Raw genomic sequence first — 16,050 nt, forward strand, 5'->3', positions numbered from 1 at the left:
TCTTTTTGGTTCTTATGCAAGGAATGAAGCAAATGAAGATTCTGATATAGATATTGCAGTAGTCCTTGATGGTCTTGCTAGTAGATACAAGGAAAGAGAACGCTGTAGTAAGATTCGGGCAAGAATCAGTTTAGAAAACAACTGCGTTATAAATTTGTTCTTTTTAGAGAAAAACGAATTGCTTGCAAATGAATATGCCCTGTATCGTAATATATTTAACGAAGGTATCATAATATGACGAAATGTTTTGGAGTCGGTGACTCTGTCACCGTAAAAATCAAAGCCGACGGAGTCGGCTACTCCAAAAAAGGAAATAAAATGTTCTTCGACATTAATAAGAATTTTAAAGAGTTTACAAATTACAAGCATTCTCCTGCACATCTTTTCCTGAATAATGCGTATTATATTATAACTGCTCATACATTAAAAAACTTAAGACCGTTTTATGATGATGAAAGAAAGGGGATTTTGCTTGACTCAATTTTTATGAATTTCATTAATCGAAACGATTGGAAAATGATTGCCTATTTTGTGGCGGATAATCATTATCATTTACTTATGAATTCAGGAAATAATGCTGGAAAATTATCAAAAATTATTGCTGATATTCATCGCTTTACAGCAATTACTATTAATAAGATGGATAACCTTATTGGCAGGCAGGTTTGGTATCAATACTGGGATACAGTGATAACTTCGGAAAATTCATTTTATGCCAGATTTAATTATATTCATTATAATCCCGTAAAACATGGTTATGTAAAAAATAGTGAAGATTACAAATTTTGCAGTTATAAAAATTATTTTGAAAAAGATGAAAATGGAATGATTTTTACAATGAAAAAATACCCATTTGATAAAGTAAAAGTAAAAGAACCATAATTTTATTTGGAGTCGGCGAGTCCCTCGCCGTATTATGTGGAGTCGGTGACTCTGTCGCCGTAAGATAATAAAGCCGAGAGACTCGGCTACTCCAAAAAGGAGTAAAAAAATGAAAAAGATATTTTTTTCTTTAACCGTATTTTTTCTTCTACTCTCCACTCCTTGTTTGGCAGGAGAGTGGAATTTAACCGGTTCTTTAAACCAAGGCCGTTCTGAGTTCCCTTCAGTACTTCTTGATGATGGTCAAATATTAGTTGCAGGTGGTATTATCGGTTGTTATGAAAATTCTTCCTGTGAAATCTATGATCCGGAAACTGGCCAATGGTCACCAACCGACTCAATGAGTTATGCTGTCGCTAATTTTTCCCTTACAAAATTACCTGACGGAAAAATTTTAGCCGTATATGGCATGTCTTCAGAAATATTTGACCCTGAAACAGAAACATGGAGTGAAATAGCAACATTGAATTTCTCTAGACATCATCACAGCGCTGTTCTGTTGCAAAACAGCAGAGTATTAGCTGTTGGTGGTGATAGTGCTAATGACTACAAAGGTTGCGAAATCTATAATCCTCAAACCAATGAATGGACATTAACTGGCTTTTGTTCTCATCCAAAACTTTGGCATACTTTAGAATTATTACCCGACGGACAAGTAATGGCAATTGGCGGCGGAAATTCTAGTTATGAACATTGCGAGATTTACGACCCAAACACTGAACTTTGGACTGAAATTGCATCTCTTAATGAATCCAGATATAATCATACATCTCATTTACTTCCTAATGGTAATGTTATGGCTATAGCCGGCGGGCCTGAACCATACCGTTCTTCCTGCGAAATCTATGATTTCCAAACACAACAATGGACTTATGCTGATTCTTTAGAAATCGGTCGCACAAATCACTGCTCAGAAAAACTTCTCAACAACAAAATTCTAGTAATGGGCGGGCAAGGCGAAACCGGAAGTGGATCCGGTCATTCATGCGAAATTTATAACCCTACAACCAATCAATGGCAAATTGCAGCTTCATTATATCATTCATACGGCAATTTCTCTTCTGAAATACTTAAAGACGAACGAGTGTTGGCAATTCGCAGTTGGTGCGAAATCTACACATGGAATTACACACCCACCGTGAATCTTGCTGGTCCAAATGAGGCTACAGTTGGAGAAACTTTAAGTTTCTCGATTACTGCCACAGACCCTGATAATGACAGCCTTGCCGTTCGCATTGACTGGGGCGATGACGAAATTAGTGAATGGACTGAACTTCAACCATCTGGAACTACTTTTGAACTTTCTCATTCTTGGACTGAACCAGGACAATACCAAGTTCGCGCTCAATCCGCCGACCAATGGTATTTTCAAAATCCAGAAACTCATAACTCCCTTTCCAACTGGAGCCAGCCATTAATAATCACTATCACTGGGCATGCAACTGACCCATCAGTCAACCCCGTTGAAACCGAAATCTTAATCTACCCCAACCCTTTCCGCACCTCAACCACAATATCTTTTTCCAATCAACAATCCCTGCCCACCGAAGCCTCGGCGCAGGCGGGAGGAATCAACAATCAACAATTCTCAATCTCAATCTTTAATCTCAAAGGACAAAAAATTAAAACCTTCCCAAATCTCCAAATCAACAAATCTTCAGATCAACAAATTGTATGGGATGGAAGAGATGCCAATGGTAAACCAGTCCCAAGTGGCATTTATTTCTGCCATTTGGAAAATAGTAGTTACTGTTCAACTAAGAAAATTTTAGTTTTTAAATAAGTAAAATTTTGACAAAGAAACTCGACTCGAGTCAATGACCCGAGTCGGGTTTTACAATAAATGTTGAAATTCTGAAATAAATTATAAATATATAAAGTTTAGTAAAAAATTATTTACATTTTTTAAAATTTTTTTATTATATTTATATAAAATTACTTGACATCAAATTAAAGAAAAGAGTAATTTGTTATTTAGTTCTTTGAGAAAGAAAAATAGGGTGTATACGAAACAACAACACAAAAAAGAGATATAATGGAGAGTTTGATCCTGGCTCAGGACGAACGCTGACGGCGTGGATTAGGCATGCAAGTTGAACGAGAAACTCCGACCTCGGTCGGAGGAGTAAAGTGGCGAATGGGTGAGTAACGCGTAGGTATCTACCTAATAGACTGGGATAGCCCTGAGAAATCGGGGGTAATACCGGATGTGTCCCGATTTTTATCGGTGCAAAGGTGGCCTCTATTTATAAGCTGCCGCTATAAGATGAGCCTGCGTCATATTAGCTTGTTGGTGGGGTAATGGCTCACCAAAGCGATGATGTGTAGCCGACCTTAACGGGTGACCGGCCACACTGGGATTGAGATACGGCCCAGACTCCTACGGGAGGCAGCAGTCGAGAATAGTCTACAATGGGGGAAACCCTGATAGTGCGACGCCGTGTATATGAAGAAGTCCTTCGGGATGTAAAATATTTTTCTATGAGAAAAAAACTCAGTAGGTAAATAGCTTACAAAGTATGATATTATCATAGGAATAAGCTCCGGCTAACTCCGTGCCAGCAGCCGCGGTAATACGGAAGGAGCGAGCGTTGTCCGGAATTACTAGGCGTAAAGGGCTAGTAGGTGGCTAATTAAGTTATATGTTAAATCCTACGGCTTAACCGTAGTCCAGCATATAATACTGGTTAGATAGAGTGCTGTAGAGGAAGGCGGAATTCCTGGAGTAGCGGTGGAATGCGCAGATATCAGGAAGAACACCAAAAGCGAAGGCAGCCTTCTGGGCAGTAACTGACGCTGAATAGCGAAGGTGTGGGGAGCAAACAGGCTTAGATACCCTGGTAGTCCACACAGTAAACGATGATCACTAGGTGTTGGTGCCGATAAAACGGCTTCAGTACCGCAGCTAACGCATTAAGTGATCCGCCTGGGGAGTACGACCGCAAGGTTGAAACTCAAAGGAATTGACGGGGACCCGCACAAGCGGTGGAGCATGTTGTTCAATTCGATGCAACGCGAAGAACCTTACCTGGACTTGACATTGATGGAATCCTTTAGAAATAAAGGAGTGTCCCTTCGGGGACCCTGAAAACAGGTGCTGCATGGCTGTCGTCAGCTCGTGTTGTGAAATGTTGGGTTAAGTCCCGCAACGAGCGCAACCCCTACCCTTAGTTACCAATATTAAGTTAGGGACTCTAAGGGGACTGCCAAGGTGACAACTTGGAGGAAGGTGGGGACGACGTCAAGTCATCATGGTCCTTATGTCCAGGGCTACAAACGTGCTACAATGGCCGGCACAAAGGGCAGCGAAGCAGTAATGTGGTGCAAATCCCAAAAAACCGGCCTCAGTTCGGATTGGAGTCTGCAACTCGACTCCATGAAGTTGGAATCGCTAGTAATCGCGAATCAGCAGGTCGCGGTGAATACGTTCCCGGGTCTTGTACACACCGCCCGTCAAGTCAGCCGAGTTGACTGTACCCAAAGATGGTGAGCAAATCCTTACGGATAGCAGCCAACAAAGGTATGGTCAATAAGGGAGACTAAGTCGTAACAAGGTAGCCGTACCGGAAGGTGCGGCTGGATCACCTCCTTTCTAAGGAGAAAATAAATTCGTATGCACCCTTTTATATAGCAGCTTAGGGCTTGTAGCTCAGTTGGTTGGAGCACCGCTCTGATAAGGCGGGGGTCGGTGGTTCGAGTCCACCCAGGCCCACCATTCTTAGAAGAGCGAAATATCATATACCTGTTATTGTTTCTCGTGGGATTAACTCAGTTGGGATAGCGTCCCGATGCAATCGGGAAGGTCATCGGTTCGGCGACCATACGGAGTTCTGCCATTTTGTAATTGGTTGATGTTTCTGTATTTGATATGTATAAATTCCTGGGGGATTAGCTCAGTTGGGAGAGCGCCGCTCTTGCACGGCGGAGGTCGTCGGTTCGAACCCGTCATCCTCCACCATTTTAAGATATAGTTTTTGAATTTTTTTATTTATCGGTTATTTGAAAGATATATAGTAGTGAATTAAAGTAGAAGAATAGAGTAAGGCATTAAGTGCATTCGGTGGATGCCTTGGAGTTAGATTGAGATGAAGGACGTGACCAGCTGCGATAAGCTTCGGGGAGCTGTAAGTAAGCATAGATCCGGAGATTTCCGAATGGGGTAACCCGTTCCTGTTAATACGGGTTCATCATATATCTGAATAAAATAGGATATATGAGTCAAACGCAGAGAACTGAAACATCTTAGTATCTGCAGGAAAAGAAAGTAACAACGATTCCCTGAGTAGTGGCGAACGAAAAGGGAACAGCCCAAACCCGACACTTATTTAATATGTTTATGGAGGTGTAAGTGTATTATGTGTATGTATTATAGAATGAATTGAATACCAAAACTTATGTAGGATATACCTCGGATTTAAAGAGAAGATTGAAAGAACATAATGAAAGCAATAAAGGATATACTGGTAGAGGGAAGTGGAGACTGATTTATTATGAAGCATATCTATCAGAAGAGGATGCAAGAGAAAGAGACCTGTCTGCCGTTAGGCAGGGAGAAAACTAAAACATAATCGAAATAGTAAGAGATCTTTAATAGGAAGAATAAAGTCCCGATAATATCGGGATAAAGTAATAAGAACATATTAAATAAGTGTCGGGGGTAGCGGGACCTAAGATATATTTCGCTGAATTTATAGTTGAACTTTGCTGGAAAGCTAGGTCAAAGAAGGTGATAACCCTGTAAACGAAATAATGATAGCGAGATTTTAGGAATCCCAAGTAGGATGGGACACTTGGAATCCTGTCTGAATCTGCCAGGACCATCTGGTAAGGCTAAATATGATCTAACTACCGATAGTGAACAAGTACCGTGAGGGAAAGGTGAAAAGCACCCCGGGAGGGGAGTGAAATAGTACCTGAAACCGTTTGCATAAAATCAGTCGAAGTTTTGTGGATTTGCTTGCAAATCTATAGGATAACGGCGTGCCTTTTGTATAATGAGCCGGCGAGTTACTTTGAACAGCAAGGTTCAGTCCGATACGGATGAAGCCAAAGCGAAAGCGAGTCTGAATAGGGCGTAAAGTTGTTTTGAGTAGACCCGAAACCGAGTGATCTACCTATGTCCAGGTTGAAGTCCCGATAATATCGGGATGGAGGACCGAACCTACTGGAGTTAAAAATCCAGAGGATGAGATGTGGGTAGGGGTGAAAGGCCAAACAAACTCGGAGATATCTGGTTCTCTCCGAAACCTGTTTAGGCAGGGCCTTATATTAGATTAACGGAGGTAAAGCACTGATTGGACTAGGGATCCCAAAAGATTACCAAACCCATTCAAACTAAGAATGCCGTTAATTGATGTATAGGAGACAGTCTGTGGGGGATAAGCTCCATAGGCAAAAGGGAAACACCCCAGACCATCAGCTAAGGTCCCAAAATATACACTAAGTGATTAAGGATGTTAAATTGCAAAAACAGCCAGGATGTTGGCTTAGAAGCAGCCATTCATTTAAAGAGTGCGTAATAGCTCACTGGTCGAGTGGTTTTGCACCAAAGATGATCGGGACTAAGTGTATTACCGAAGCTGTGGATCCCGAAGTTAATTCGGGGTGGTAGGAGAGCATTCTGTAAGGCTGTAAAGGCGTACTGAAAGGTATGCTGGAGCTATCAGAAGAGATTATGCCGGCATGAGTAGTGATAAGACCGATGAGAAATCGGTCCACCAAAAGTCTAAGGTTTCCTGAGTAAAGTTAATCTGCTCAGGGTTAGTCGGACCCTAAGAAGAGGCCGAAAGGCGTATTTGATGGGAAAGCAGTTAAAATTCTGCTACCCGATATAGATAGTGATGGGATGACGCAGTAATGCGAGGGAGTCTGGTGTTGGAAATCCAGATTTAAGCTGGTAGGTAGGATGAGCAGGAAAATACACTCATCTATTACTGAGAAGCTAATACGAGTCACATAAGTGGCAGAAGTCCCTTTATAAAGCTGCCAAGAAATACTCTCTAAACGATTAGTCTATATCGGTCCGTACCGCAAACCGACACAGGTAGACGAGGAGAGTATCCTAAGGTGTTCGAGTTAACTCTGGTTAAGGAATTAGGCAAAATTACCCCGTAACTTCGGAAGAAGGGGTACCATTAAAGGTGAAGAGTTTCGCACTCAGAGCTTTTGATGGTCGCAGTAAATAGGCCCAAGCGACTGTTTATCAAAAACACAGGTCTATGCAAAGTAGTAATACCATGTATATAGACTGACACCTGCCCGGTGCCGGAAGGTTAAATGGATGGCTTAGTGGGGATAGCGATATCTTCGCAAAGGTCAGAAATGAAGCCCCGGTAAACGGCGGCAATAACTATAATTGTCCTAAGGTAGCGAAATTCCTTGTCGGGTAAGTTCCGACCTGCACGAATGGTGTAACGACTTGGGCGCTGTCTCAACCAGGGACTCGGTGAAATTGCAGTGGCGGTGAAGATGCCGCCTACCCGCGAAAGGACGGAAAGACCCCGTGAACCTTTACTGCATTTTGATATTGTATTTTGGTACTATATGTGTAGGATAGGTGGGAGGCTGTGAAGTTCCGACGCAAGTCGGAATGGAGCCATCCTTGAAATACCACCCTTATAATATTGAGATACTAACTCCTGCCTTTATGAGGTATGAGTACAGTGTCAGGAGGGCAGTTTGACTGGGGCGGTCGCCTCCTAAAAAGTAACGGAGGCGCACAAAGGTTCCCTCAGCGTGATTGGTAACCACGCATAGAGTGTAAAGGCATAAGGGAGCTTAACTGTGAGACCAACGGGTCGAACAGATGGGAAACCAGGTCTTAGTGATCCTATCTCTCTGTATGGAAGGGGGATAGCTTAACGGATAAAAGGTACTCCGGGGATAACAGGCTCATAGCTTCCGAGAGTTCATATCGACGAAGCTGTTTGGCACCTCGATGTCGGCTCATCGCATCCTGGGGCTGGAAAAGGTCCCAAGGGTATGGCTGTTCGCCATTTAAAGCGGTACGCGAGCTGGGTTCAGAACGTCGAGAGACAGTTCGGTCCCTATCCTTCGTGGGCGGTAGATGTTTGAAGAGAGCCTCATTTAGTACGAGAGGACCGATGAGGACAGACCTCTGGTGAACCGGTTGTGACGCCAGTTGCATCGCCGGATAGCTAAGTCTGGAATGGATAACTGCTGAAAGCATATAAGCGGGAAGCCAACTCTAAGATTAGACATCTTTAAGACCCCTTGGAGACTACAAGGTTGATAGGTTACAGGTGTAAGTTCAGTAATGAATTTAGCCGAGTAATACTAATTGGTCAAAGCCTTATTCTTTCCCTTTTACTTTAATCACTACAACTTTTGGGCAGTGAAACTTTGGTTGTTATAGCAGCGTGGAAACACCTGTTCCCATTCCGAACACAGTAGTTAAGCACGCTTACGCTGATGCTACTGCACTGGTAACGGTGTGGAAGAGTAGGTCGCAGCCAGTTTTTTCACTGCCCTTTTTGTATCAGAAAAAATTTATAATACTTATTAAGAATTCAATTCCTACAATTTGAAAGAATATTCACCATAGAAAATAAGAAACCGTGTATTCATCGATCTTTAGAAAAGTTAGCATCCAAAATTCACGGTTCAACTGTTAAAGGCAAAAAAAATAGATAGAAAAAGGATTTAATCAAACTAACGAAAATCTTACATTAATATTTTCTCGGATCAATCGGGTCCACAAACAAAGTCTTCTGTTTTCTATAAACAACAAATCCAGGTGGGCTTTTTCTTGGTTTGGAAACATATCTAATCTTTGTAAAATCCACGGGAACTTTAGTGGAATGCTTTGCTTTGCTAAAATATGCAGCAATACCTGCAGCAAAATTTTTAACTTTCGGAGGTATATCTCTTAACCTTTCTGGATTACGAACAATCAGATGTGCACCATGATAAATCCTGCTATGAAAGAACCAATCATCTAATTTTGCAAATTTGGTTGTGAGTTCATCATTTTCACGATTGCTTCTGCCAACGAAAATTTCCCATTTCCTTCCTTCTGCCTCAACTGAAAACCTGCGGAATAATCGTTTCTCAAAGGCTTTTTTCTTTCTTGCCCTCTTTTCTTCTTGTAATTGACACAATTCTTCAAAGTTTTCACATCTTTCTACATAAGCTATTTTATCTAAAATATTTTGGAGCTTCTTCTTATTTACCTCAATTTGTGCTTGCAATTTTACTGTCCCTGATTTTGCTTTCTTATATCTTTTGAAATAATACTCCATATTCTTTTTCGGACTTAATTCTTCATTTAAGGGAATAACGATTTGTGGTGCGTTTTCTTCAAAATAATCAGTTACCTCAATCTCTTTCTGTCCCCTTTTGATTTTACTAAAATTTACTTTAAGAAGTTCTCCGAATTTTTTCCATTTTTCCACTTTCTTCATCTCGTGCAATTCAACTGATTCCTTTGCAATGACTTTTTCTATCCCGTTTACCTGTTTTTGCAAATTATGTAGAATTGTATTCTTCAGCTGAGTAAATATTATCTTCCTGCATTTTTCTTGATAATAAAACTGAAAGGCATCATTGATAGTTGAAAATCCTTGCGAATTTTCCGTTTCTATTAAGGATAAATATTTTTCTTCTGAATTGTAAAATATAATATGTTTGTCATCCATTTTGGAGTCCTGTTCTCCTGAACAGGTATTATTGAAAATATTATCTAATTTATCCGATTCTGGAGAATCGGGCTCCAAAGCTTTTACCTTATTTTTTATTTGAGAGATGATCTTCCAAAAATCTTCTGCAGGCATTTCAGAAATAAACTCATCTTTAAGAAATTTTGGCACATTGCTGAAAAGCTGAATAAATTTTTCCCATTCTTCTGGAAGCCTATCCCCTATCAAATTATAAAACTCTTTTTTTTCTAATTCTAAAATATAAGATTTCTTAACCTGGGGTGGAGGTTGATATTCAAGTCCAGGAAGAATTTGTCTAAACCTACTTTCTGAAAAACCTATTCTTTTATGAGAATCTAATATAATCCATTTCTCATTCTCATCCTGTCTTGTAAATATCATATTTTCATAGCGATTTATCAACTCTATAATAAGTTTATATCTTATTTTTTCCCCATCAATATCCTTCTTTTGAAAGTAAATTGATATTATTTTATCATTTTTAGCGATAGAAATTTTTTCTATTATACTTTTGTAAAGATGCTTTGAAATAAGGTTTGTAAATGTGGTTTCAATTTTTTGGTTTATTTCTTTATCTGAAAAGAAGCAGAGAGGCTCTCCTGAAAATAAAGAGATATTAAGATAGCTGTTGTTAAATTCTAAAATGTATTTTTCCCCATCCCAAAAAACATTTTTGAATCGGCTATTTATAATTTGTTTGGAAGTTTCATCTACCCATAATTTTAGAAATAAAAAATCCATCTTATTACTAACACCTCAAAGTATCTTTTAGCCACAAAGACACAAAGTCACAAAGTCACAAAGAAGAACATATACTTTAAAAATGTTAAGAAATGAATAAATCCTGATAAAATAGTATTAATAATATCTATGTTTATACACAAACTAACTAGAGTTGACAAAAAACTATAACCTCTAATAATCTTAGTGTCCCCGCGGACGCGGGGATTGTTGCTAAATTTTCACTTCCCTAATATTCCCCAGAGCACGCCAGCAGCAACAGCAGAGCCAATAACTCCTGCCACATTGGGAGCCATTGCATGCATCAAAAGATAGTTCTTCTTGTTGTATCTTTGCCCTTCATTTTGAACCACACGGGCAGAATCTGGCACTGCAGAGACCCCGGATGCACCAATCAAAGGATTGATTTTCTGTTTTAAAAATAGGTTCATAAGTTTTGCAAATAACACTCCTGTCGCAGTTGCAATACAAAATGACAAGGCGCCCAAAACAAAAATTTTTAATGCCTTATTAGTCAAGAACACATTTGCTTGAGTGCTGGCTCCTACTGCTATTCCGAGCAGTACAGTAACAACATCAATTATTGTATTTCTGGATACACTTGCCAATCTTTCAGTTACTCCACATTCCTTTAACAAATTTCCAAAAAACAGCATTCCTAAAAGTGCAACAGCTCTTGGTGCAATGCTGACTGTAATTAAGAAGGATATGATGGGAAAGATAATTTTTTCTTTCTTACTTACGATTCTTGGGGATTTCATTTGAATCACTTTTTCTCGTCTGGTAGTCAGTAATCCCATAATTGGCGGTTGGATAATTGGCACTAATGCCATATATGAATAAGCAGCAATTGCAATGGGTCCCAGCAGATGTGGTGCTAATTGAGAAGACAGAAAAATGGAAGTTGGACCGTCAGCCCCACCTATAATGCCGATAGAACCGGCTTCTGGCAAAGAGAATCCTAATAGTACCGCACCAACAAAAGTTGCAAATATCCCAAACTGTGCAGCAGCTCCTAATAAGATTAGCTTCGGATTGGCTATAAGTGTGCTAAAATCTGTCATTGCACCAATCCCTAAAAAAATCAAAGGAGGAAAAATCCCTGTCTTTACCCCAAAGTAGATATAACTAAGAACTGAACCTTTATCATAAACACCACCAAAAGTTCCCGGCATATTACCTAAGATAATACCAAATCCAATTGGAATAAGAAGAAGAGGTTCATACTTTTTTACGATACCAAGTGTAATAAAGAATACTCCTATCGCAAGCATTATCGCATTTGTATAATGGAAATGTGCAAAAGCAGTGGTTTTGAAAAAACTAAATAACTCGGTCATTTGTTTTCCTTAATATCTACCAATACTTGATCTTCCAGAACAGATTCCCCCTTTTTAATATTTACCTTATTAATAATTCCATTTACAGTTGCAGCTATTTCCGACTCCATTTTCATTGCTTCAAGAATTACTACAACATCACCGGCAGAAATCTCATCACCTTCTTTAACAAAGACATCAACAATAATACCTGGCAAAGGAGATTTAACCTGACCTGGTTTAATAAAAACTGAATCGCTTTTCCCACTAAGGGTTGGAGGTATTGTCAATACCTTTTTTGACCTTTCAAAATGCTCGGCAAGTTTTCCAAATTCAGACTCCATTTTAACTTTATAAATTATTCCATTTATCTCAATTTTAGCATTTATACCATCATACTCAACGACTCTGCCTTCAAATTTTTCACCATTGATTTCCAGCTTATAGGTTTTCATAAATATTCCCGTTTATCAATTTAAGTTACTTTTTAAAGTATCTTGTTGGTCTGCTCTTTATATTTCTCCAATATACATAATTTGACATCAATAATTTTGATACTTGCTGCCATTGGCTTGCCTTTGTTCTCTTCATAGTTAGAAGCATTTTGCTCTGAGTCTCAACTTCATTCTCATATAAAAAGATTATTGTAATTGCTGCAGCCTTTATGTTATGGTCTATGGGCGGGGATGTAAGCTTTTTAGATATCTGAGAAATTGAAATAAGTTTTTTGGAGATAGATTTGGTTGACTTTTCAATTGGATTCTCTTTGGTTTTAAAATAACCAAAAAGTTTTATTATTAATGCTATAATTGATAAACTTGCAAATACAATAATCATTCCAACCAGAACTATGTTAAAAACAAGTTGAGTATTTTTTTCTTTTGATTGAAATTTTTCAGACATCTTGTTTTCAAATGGGGGCTGGTTGGATTTTGTATCTAATTTTATAGATTCTGTTTGCTTTTCTGAGCCATACACAAAGTTTGTGCAAATCAGATTATCATACAAACTAAACAGATATAAAATAATTGCTATAAGCAGTAAAATATCAACAATTTTTTTCATATAGAATTAAAGTGGGATATTACCATGTTTTTTGGGTGGGTTAGAATCTCTTTTGGAAGCAATCATTTCCATTGCTCTTATAAGTCGTGCTCTGGTTTTTGCAGGCTCAATAATATCATCAATATAACCCTTTTGTGCAGCCTGATAAGGAGTAGCAAATTTTTCTCTATACTCCTCCTCTATTTTCTGTAAATATTTTTCTGCATTATCAGCTTTCTTTGCTTCTTTTCTGAATATAATCTCAACTGCACCTTTGGGACCCATAACCGCAATCTCTCCTGTTGGCCATGAATACATCAAATCAGCTCTTAAGTGACGACTATTAAAAACACAATATGCGCCTCCATAAGCTTTTCTAACAATAACTGTAATTTTAGGAACTGTTGCCTCAGCAAATGCGTAAAGTATTTTAGCACCTTCTTTAATAACTCCACCATGTTCTTGTTTTAAACCGGGAAGGAAGCCTGGCACATCTTCAAAACAAATTAATGGAATATTAAATGCATCGCAAAAGCGGATAAATCTTGCTCCTTTTTTTGATGCATTTATGTCCAAACAACCGGCTAAATACTTTGGTTGATTTGCAACAATGCCAATAGAATGTCCATTCAAATGTGCGAAACCAATAACAATGTTCGGGGCAAAGTACCTTGCAACTTCCAAAAACTCTCCATTATCAAAAACGCTTTTTATAATATCAATTATATCGTATGGCTTACTGGGGTCATCCGGAACAATACTATTTAAATTTTCACAATATCTATCAACCGGGTCAGAACAAACTTCAACAGGTGGGTCTTCAAGATTATTATTAGGAATGTACCTAAGAAGATTTCGTATTAACTTATATGTTTCCTCTTCACTTTCAGTAACAAAATGGCAAACACCACTTTTTTGTGCATGAACCATTGCACCGCCCAGCATTTCTGTACTTACATCCTCACTAGTAACTGTTTTTACTACTTTAGGTCCCGTAACAAACATATAACTATTCTTTTTATCCATTATGATAAAATCGGTAATAGCTGGTGAATAGACAGCTCCGCCAGCACAAGGTCCTACGATAGCAGATATTTGTGGAACAACTCCTGAAGCCATCACATTCTTCAAAAATATATCAGCATACCCTGCAAGTGAATCAACACCTTCCTGAATTCTTGCTCCTCCAGAATCATTAAGACCGATAATCGGAGCGCCCATTTTCATTGCCATACCCATAACTTTACAGATTTTCTCAGAGACCATTTTTGAAAGTGACCCTCCAATAATTGTGAAATCCTGTGCGAAAACATAAACCAAACGACCATCAATCGTTCCACATCCTGTAACAACACCATCACCAAGATATTTCTGCTTTTCCATTTCAAAATCTGTACAATGGTGTTGAACAAACATATCAAATTCTTCAAAACTGTCTGAATCAAGTAATAATTTGATTCTTTCCCGTGCTGTTAGTTTTCCTTTTTTGTGTTGGGCTACTATCCTTTTCTCTCCACCACCTAATAAAGCCTTAGCTCTCTTTGCTCTTAATGTTGCTAATCTTTCTGCTCTGTTCATTTTAATCCTCAAAATTAATATGAAAACATTTCATAAATTTTATGACTTTATAATTTTAATAATAAAGTCTTTGTTTCTTGCAAAGAAATTTATAAACATTTTTTAAATCAAGAATTTCATCTAATTAGTGTCTATTTGTAAACTCGGATTTTTCGACTCGTAAGTTTACCCCGTAGGGAAGAATGACCCCAGTTGGATAAAAAAATCCAACGGGGTAAACCATATCGGGGGAACGACGAGTCGATATAAAGTGTGTATTCAAGCCACCTTCCCGACTTGTCGGGATCGTCGCAAACTCCTTACAACTCGAAACAGCACTTTACTGACAGACACTAATTACCGTCTGTTTGTAAATGTAGAACGAGGTTCTTAGCCGGTTCTTCATAGTCCCGATGAAATCAGGATGAAGGGTGAACTCGTTTTCTTATGGCACATATAGAGCTTATTTACATTAACGACCTTGGTCAGTCTGGCCAGTCTTGGCTAGGCCAAGCCTATACAGGCGCCCAGATGGAAAGGTCGTTCTACAGATATTGACACAGTTCAAGCAAGACGCCATTCGTAGATTTTGGATGAACAAATGTCATTTTGACCCCATGAGCACCTTGTCTTGGAATCTTGTATATCAAATTGACTCTAGAACTTTCTAAAGATTCTATCTTTTTCTCAATATCTTCAACTTCTATAGCCAAATGATGTATTCCTTGTCCATGTTTTTGAAGGAATTTTGAAATTGGACTATCTGTCCTGCTCGGTTCAAGTAACTCAATTCTGCTGTTTCCAATTTTCATAAACGCTACCCGCACCTTTTGAGAAGGAACTTCCTCAATATCTGAAACTGTAAAACCTAACTTTTTATAAGTGTTTATTGCTTCGTCAAGATTTTTTACAGCGATGCCAACATGGTCAATTTTTTTCATTCTTTCTACCTCGTAGAAATTAACATCTTATTATTAACTCAAGTTTCACAGAAGTGGGACTCAATGAATAAATCATATTTAACTGTAATGACTATACCTTTTAATCCGCAAGCTCCGATACCCCGATGTATCGGGGATAAATCGGGTCTGGCGGATAAATTTATGTGAATTGGGGTGTTCGTCACGGAATGGTCCGTGGCGACTCTGTATGCGGCAAAAGGAGCCGTCAGGGACCACTCCCTGACGATAGCAGAAACATATCTTGAATATATATGTATAAAATTATTTTGCTGATTTAAAGGAATAACCATTTTAACTTTTTATAATATCTCATGCGAAGCTTGAGTAAGATTAATTTAATTTCTAAATCCGAATTTCTAATGTCAAATAAAATGCCAAAACTTAAATATCAAAATTATTTTTTCTGCTTTGATTTAATGATAATTGATGAGAAAATTAAATTAAGTTCAATAGCTTCTTTCCAATATATTTTTGCCTTATCTTTTAGCTGTAGAACTGCTTTTGCAATCACTCTAAACCAATATTTTGATTCTTTTGATTCTTTTTTGCAAATTCCTATTTTATGCTCAAAATCCTTTTTTGATTCAGCACAATCAGCTTCGCAATAATTAGCACCAACACTTGTACCCGCTTTAACTAATTGAGTAATTAGAGGTAGAATTATCGGTCCCCGATTAAATCGGGGATTGGGGATTTTTTTAGCGAATCCAATAATATCCTCACCAAATTTTGCAGTTCTCTCCTTTAAATCGAATTTCTTTTTATTTGCCATTTGTCCACCAGATGGAGGATCACTTGATATTAGAAATTAGGATTTTGTAATTTAGTTAACCAGTTTCGTAGACCTGAATATTACTGAATAAATTA

Annotated in this window: 10 protein-coding genes, 2 tRNA genes and 3 rRNA genes; 8 read left to right on the top strand and 7 right to left on the bottom strand. The window is 38.4% G+C overall.

Annotated elements, in window-relative coordinates; translation table 11 throughout:
• The 8 genes from U9R23_04140 to rrf form a co-directional block, all read left to right on the top strand.
• Nucleotides 1-238, top strand: a 238-nt coding sequence (locus U9R23_04140) for a nucleotidyltransferase domain-containing protein (GenBank protein ID MEA3475619.1), incomplete at its 5' end; no start/stop codon positions are given.
• Nucleotides 235-882, top strand: coding sequence for a transposase (locus U9R23_04145; protein MEA3475620.1), 648 nt, complete (start codon nucleotides 235-237; stop codon nucleotides 880-882). The genes U9R23_04140 and U9R23_04145, both read left to right, overlap by 4 nt.
• 109 nt (nucleotides 883-991) lie before the next feature.
• Nucleotides 992-2,665 carry a T9SS type A sorting domain-containing protein gene (locus tag U9R23_04150; GenBank protein MEA3475621.1) on the top strand — a complete coding sequence of 558 codons (1,674 nt, stop codon included), beginning with the start codon at nucleotides 992-994 and terminating at the stop codon, nucleotides 2,663-2,665.
• Between the two features lie 249 nt (nucleotides 2,666-2,914).
• Nucleotides 2,915-4,474 (top strand): 16S ribosomal RNA (locus U9R23_04155).
• Between the two features lie 46 nt (nucleotides 4,475-4,520).
• Nucleotides 4,521-4,597, top strand: a tRNA-Ile gene (locus U9R23_04160).
• Between the two features lie 167 nt (nucleotides 4,598-4,764).
• Nucleotides 4,765-4,840 (top strand) — tRNA-Ala (locus tag U9R23_04165).
• 79 nt (nucleotides 4,841-4,919) lie between these two features.
• A 23S ribosomal RNA gene (locus tag U9R23_04170) occupies nucleotides 4,920-8,202 on the top strand.
• A 41-nt stretch (nucleotides 8,203-8,243) separates the two neighbouring features.
• Nucleotides 8,244-8,360, top strand: a 5S ribosomal RNA gene (rrf, locus tag U9R23_04175).
• The 16S, 23S and 5S rRNA genes sit together here with 2 tRNA genes alongside, the layout of an rRNA operon.
• 210 nt (nucleotides 8,361-8,570) lie before the next feature.
• On the opposite strand, the gene U9R23_04180 is transcribed toward rrf, so the two are convergent.
• From U9R23_04180 to U9R23_04210, 7 genes are all read right to left on the bottom strand, one after another.
• Nucleotides 8,571-10,301 carry an NFACT family protein gene (locus U9R23_04180; GenBank protein MEA3475622.1) on the bottom strand — a complete coding sequence of 577 codons (1,731 nt, stop codon included), beginning with the start codon at nucleotides 10,299-10,301 and terminating at the stop codon, nucleotides 8,571-8,573.
• A gap of 221 nt (nucleotides 10,302-10,522) precedes the next feature.
• A complete protein-coding gene (locus U9R23_04185) occupies nucleotides 10,523-11,641 on the bottom strand; it encodes a sodium ion-translocating decarboxylase subunit beta (protein ID MEA3475623.1) in 1,119 nt (372 codons plus the stop codon).
• A complete protein-coding gene (locus U9R23_04190; protein MEA3475624.1) occupies nucleotides 11,638-12,075 on the bottom strand; it encodes a biotin/lipoyl-containing protein in 438 nt (145 codons plus the stop codon). The genes U9R23_04185 and U9R23_04190 overlap by 4 nt, the downstream gene beginning before the upstream one ends.
• A gap of 25 nt (nucleotides 12,076-12,100) precedes the next feature.
• Entirely contained in the window at nucleotides 12,101-12,685 is a 585-nt protein-coding gene (locus U9R23_04195) for an OadG family protein (GenBank protein MEA3475625.1), read from the bottom strand.
• Between the two features lie 6 nt (nucleotides 12,686-12,691).
• The gene (locus tag U9R23_04200; protein MEA3475626.1) at nucleotides 12,692-14,242 is read right to left on the bottom strand and encodes a carboxyl transferase domain-containing protein; all 1,551 of its coding nucleotides are present in this window, start codon (nucleotides 14,240-14,242) and stop codon (nucleotides 12,692-12,694) included.
• Between the two features lie 524 nt (nucleotides 14,243-14,766).
• A complete protein-coding gene (mce, locus tag U9R23_04205) occupies nucleotides 14,767-15,162 on the bottom strand; it encodes a methylmalonyl-CoA epimerase (GenBank protein MEA3475627.1) in 396 nt (131 codons plus the stop codon).
• A gap of 415 nt (nucleotides 15,163-15,577) precedes the next feature.
• Nucleotides 15,578-15,955, bottom strand: coding sequence for a four helix bundle protein (locus tag U9R23_04210; protein MEA3475628.1), 378 nt, complete (start codon nucleotides 15,953-15,955; stop codon nucleotides 15,578-15,580).
• Nucleotides 15,956-16,050 lie beyond the last annotated feature (95 nt).

It is taken from the genome of Candidatus Cloacimonadota bacterium (assembly GCA_034722995.1).
Taxonomy (GTDB): Bacteria; Cloacimonadota; Cloacimonadia; order JGIOTU-2; family JGIOTU-2; genus JAGMCF01.

Bases quoted from the DNA above. Each gene is read 5' to 3' on its own strand.
- U9R23_04150 (MEA3475621.1), top strand. From the start codon at position 992: ATGAAAAAGATATTTTTTTCTTTAACCGTATTTTTTCTTCTACTCTCC.
- U9R23_04185 (MEA3475623.1), bottom strand. From the start codon at position 11,641: ATGACCGAGTTATTTAGTTTTTTCAAAACCACTGCTTTTGCACATTTC.
- mce (MEA3475627.1), bottom strand. From the start codon at position 15,162: ATGAAAAAAATTGACCATGTTGGCATCGCTGTAAAAAATCTTGACGAA.
- U9R23_04145 (MEA3475620.1), top strand. From the start codon at position 235: ATGACGAAATGTTTTGGAGTCGGTGACTCTGTCACCGTAAAAATCAAA.
- U9R23_04210 (MEA3475628.1), bottom strand. From the start codon at position 15,955: ATGGCAAATAAAAAGAAATTCGATTTAAAGGAGAGAACTGCAAAATTT.
- U9R23_04180 (MEA3475622.1), bottom strand. From the start codon at position 10,301: ATGGATTTTTTATTTCTAAAATTATGGGTAGATGAAACTTCCAAACAA.
- U9R23_04190 (MEA3475624.1), bottom strand. From the start codon at position 12,075: ATGAAAACCTATAAGCTGGAAATCAATGGTGAAAAATTTGAAGGCAGA.
- U9R23_04200 (MEA3475626.1), bottom strand. From the start codon at position 14,242: ATGAACAGAGCAGAAAGATTAGCAACATTAAGAGCAAAGAGAGCTAAG.
- U9R23_04195 (MEA3475625.1), bottom strand. From the start codon at position 12,685: ATGAAAAAAATTGTTGATATTTTACTGCTTATAGCAATTATTTTATAT.